The organism is Halomonas sp. 3F2F (assembly GCF_014897805.1).
In the GTDB taxonomy this organism is placed as follows: domain Bacteria; phylum Pseudomonadota; class Gammaproteobacteria; order Pseudomonadales; family Halomonadaceae; genus Vreelandella.
Genome location: NZ_JABUZE010000107.1, coordinates 1 through 3,776 on the forward strand (window position 1 = coordinate 1; position 3,776 = coordinate 3,776).

A 3,776-nucleotide genomic window follows, 5' to 3' on the forward strand; every position below is an offset into this window, starting at 1 on the left:
GCGCCCTCCTTTGAGAACGTCGACGAGTTGTTGCTTCACTATGCATGGTGGCCGCGTCTCTCGATCGCGTTGCTAGCTGGGGGCGGTTTGGGGTTGGCGGGTGTACTGATGCAGCAAGTGCTGCGCAACCCGTTGGCCTCGCCCACCACCCTAGGGGTGGCATCGGGCGCTAACCTGGCGTTGATGACCGCTACCTTACTGGCGCCGGGGCTGCTTGTCGCCGGGCGTGAATGGGTCGCCTTGGTGGGCGGCGCGCTGGCGGTTGGGTTAGTTTTCCTGCTCTCGTGGCGGCGTGGGTTGGCGCCGATCGTGGTGGTGTTGGCGGGCTTGGTGGTTAATCTGTACTTAGGGGCGCTCTCCACGGCGCTGCTGCTGTTTAACCACGAGGCGCTCTCAGGACTGCTGATTTGGGGCGCGGGTTCGCTGGCGCAAAACGGTTGGGATGGCGTGGCTGTTCTCTGGCCACGGCTGGCGATTAGCTGCGTGGCAGCCTGGTTTTTACTACGTCCTTTGGCGGTGCTGGAATTGGACGATGCCAGTGCCAAAAGCCTAGGGGTCTCGCTGACCTATCTGCGCTTTGCGGGAATGGGGCTGGCAGTATTTATTACCGGTAGCATTGTCAGTGTGGTGGGTATCATCGGTTTTATCGGCTTGGCAGCGCCCAATATTGTGCGTATGGCCGGTGCGCGGCGCTTAGGGCCACGGCTGCTTTGGTCGACGTTACTAGGGGCTGTGTTGTTGGCCACTACTGACCTGCTGCTACAGCATTTCGGTGGCATGGTGGCGGCCTTTATACCCACTGGGGCGATTACCGGTGCCCTGGGAGCGCCGCTGTTAATGTGGCTAATTCCACGTTTGAAACTGCGGGGTGATCAACCACCAAAAGGGGCGGGCGTTTTTGCTCATCGGCATCCAGCGCCTTCCCGTTTGGCGACGGGGTTACTCCTCGCGCTACTAGGTGCCACATTGCTTGGCTTGCTGGTGGGGCAGGGTGTCGATGGCTGGTACTTACTGTCGCCGGATAACTGGAACGTGATGCAGTGGCGCATGCCGCGGGTAATGGCGGCAGCGGCGAGTGGGCTAATGCTGGCAATTGCCGGAACGATTCTTCAGCGCCTTTCCGCCAACCCTATGGCTAGCCCCGAGGTATTGGGTATCAGCGGTGGCTGCGCCATTGCGCTAATTTTGGGGATCTTCTTACTGCCCGCGCCCACCAATATGATGCTGATTGGTGTGGGTACCCTGGGGGCTTTTGCAACGCTGCTGGTGTTGGTGGGCATCAACCGCAAGAGCGGTTATCTCCCCGAGCGTTTGCTGCTTACCGGGGTGGCAGTCAGCGCCCTGTTTGATGCAGTGCGTAGCGTCATGCTGGCGGGTGGCGACCCACGTGGCCAGCAGGTGATCGCTTGGCTGGCGGGCTCTACCTATTACGTGGATGTCACCAATGCGGTGGTGGTCGGGGGTATTGCTGCGGTATTGGCGCTGGTCACGCTGCCCTTTACTCGCTGGTTGGATATTTTGCCTTTAGGCGCACCGACGGCCAAGGCGCTTGGGGTAACCCTCAACCGTGCCCGTTTGGCGTTGCTGTTACTGGTGGCGCTGCTAACCGCCTGCGCCACCCTGGTGGTGGGGCCGCTGTCGTTTATTGGTCTGCTGGCGCCACATATGGCGCGCTTGGTCGGCTTCTCTCGGGCAGGGCAGCACCTGCTGGGTGCTGCGTTGATCGGCATGCTATTAATGGTGCTGGCGGACTGGGTGGGTCGTCAGATTATCTTCCCCTATGAGATGCCCGCGGGCTTGGTCGCCTCTTTGATTGGCGGTGCCTACTTTATGTGGGGGCTGCGGCGGCTATGAGCGAAGCGGCGAGCGTGCTACCGGTAGCGACGAATCCAGCAGACGCTTTGTTGGCGCTCTATCGCCAGCCGCCGTTGGATAACTTAAAGGCACCTGCGTTTGGTCAGCCTAATATACCGACGCTGGCAGCTTCTGAACTGCTGGATCATAAGGTGCTAGGCGCTCAGCTTTCGCGTTACCGCCGATACCACGGTGACGACGCCGACTTTCTGGCGGCCGCTTCAATCTGGTCGAAATTTCACTTCAGCAGTGTCGCTATTCCGACGCTGGTGGCCAACCTGCTGTTGGGCTATGAGCTGCCGGTCGGCGGGGGTGAGCTGCGACTGGCGTTAGGTGATCACGGTCAGACTGCGCGCATCTGGCTGCCGCATGGTGGCGTGCCGTTGGCCTCTAACGCGCTCCAGGCACGCTTTAGCAGCCTATTTGATGACCACTGTGCGCCGCTTATCGAAGCGTTGGCCGAGGTTTCAGGGCTTTCTGCCAAAGTGTTCTGGAGCAACCTTGGTCACTACGTGGAGTTCGTGGGCAAGACCTGCTCGAAGCACCCGGAATTTACTGGCGCGGGCGCCCCTCTGCTGGATTATCTCGCCACCAAGACGCTCCCCGATGGGCGTCGTAACCCGCTATATCAACCGGTGCGTTATCTGGAACTGGGCGGTGAAACGCCTGCTCGAGTGCGGCGGTTATGCTGCATCAAATACCGGCTACCAGGCGAGCCGCTGTGTGGCGGTTGCCCGCTGAAACCCGAGAATAAGCCGGCCAAACGCCAACGCTAGCTTTCAAATATCGGCTAACTTTTCGAACTGCCAGGAGGCCCTGTTCATGGAGCTGTTGAGGATTGTATGGCGTGATTATCGCTGGCCATTTGTGGCCGTGGTACTACTTAGTTTGGCCAGTGCAGGTTTGGGTATCGGTGTTATCGCCTTTATCAATCAGCGGCTATTGGGCACCTTTACCGATCCCTGGCGTATCCTGCCCGAATTCCTGGGGCTGATCGCGTTGCTCTTAGCAATAACATTGGCCTCGCAATTGGCGCTGACCACTTTGGGGCACTATTTCGTCTATCGACTGCGGGGGCAATTGATTAAGCGGATTCTGGATACCAATATCGAGCGGGTCGAGCAGATTGGTAGTGCGCGCTTGCTGGCCAGCTTATCCAGCGATGTGCGCTATATCACCGTTGCCTTTGTACGTTTGCCAGAGTTGGTACAAGGCGGGGTGCTGACGATAGGTGTCACGGTTTATCTAGGCTGGCTTTCACCTTCCATGCTGGCTGTCACCGCGCTCTGGGTGATCGTAACGGTTTTAATTGGCATGCGTTTGGTAGCTCGGGTTTATCGGCATATGGCTAAGCTGCGTGAGTCTGAAGATCGTCTCTATGCAGATTACCAATCGGTGATTGAGGGGCGTAAGGAACTGGCGCTTAATCGCGACCGAGCCGAATGGTTGTATCGCGACGTCTATACCCCCAACGCTGAAGAGTATCGGCACCATATCATTCGCGGCGATACCTACCATCTAAGCGCGGTGAATTGGTTCAATATCATGATGCTGGGGGCCATCGGCGTGGTGTTCTTTTTAGCCAACGGCCTGGGGTGGGCATCGGCGCAGGTGGCCACCACCTTCTCTCTTACGCTGCTGTTTCTGCGCACGCCACTTATTCAAGCGATAGGCGCTTTTCCACCCTTGATCAATGCCCGAGTGGCGTTCGAGAAAATCAGCGCGCTCGACCTAGCAGAACACCGCGATACCTTTGATAGTGACACGCAGCGCCACGACTGGCAGGTGCTAGCACTGGAACAGGTCTGCTATCGTTACCCCGCTGAAGAGGCACGGCCAGGCTTTGCCATTGGTCCTATCGACTTGACCTTAAAGCGCGGCGAGGTAGTGTTTCTGATCGGCGGCAATGGCAGTGGCAAATC

3 protein-coding genes are annotated in these 3,776 nt (G+C 58.5%); all 3 read left to right on the forward strand.

All coding sequences use genetic code 11. The features are described from left to right. Positions 1-1,854: Fe(3+)-hydroxamate ABC transporter permease FhuB (gene fhuB, locus INT21_RS11990; RefSeq protein WP_193085242.1), on the forward strand; the 1,854-nt coding region annotated here is incomplete at its 5' end. Then, positions 1,851-2,630: a siderophore-iron reductase FhuF gene (fhuF, locus tag INT21_RS11995; protein WP_193085243.1), complete on the forward strand. Its 780-nt coding sequence runs from the start codon at positions 1,851-1,853 to the stop codon at positions 2,628-2,630. The genes fhuB and fhuF, both read left to right, overlap by 4 nt. A gap of 46 nt (positions 2,631-2,676) precedes the next feature. Continuing rightward, on the forward strand, positions 2,677-3,776 hold a 1,100-nt coding region (locus INT21_RS12000; protein ID WP_193085244.1), incomplete at its 3' end, for an ABC transporter transmembrane domain-containing protein.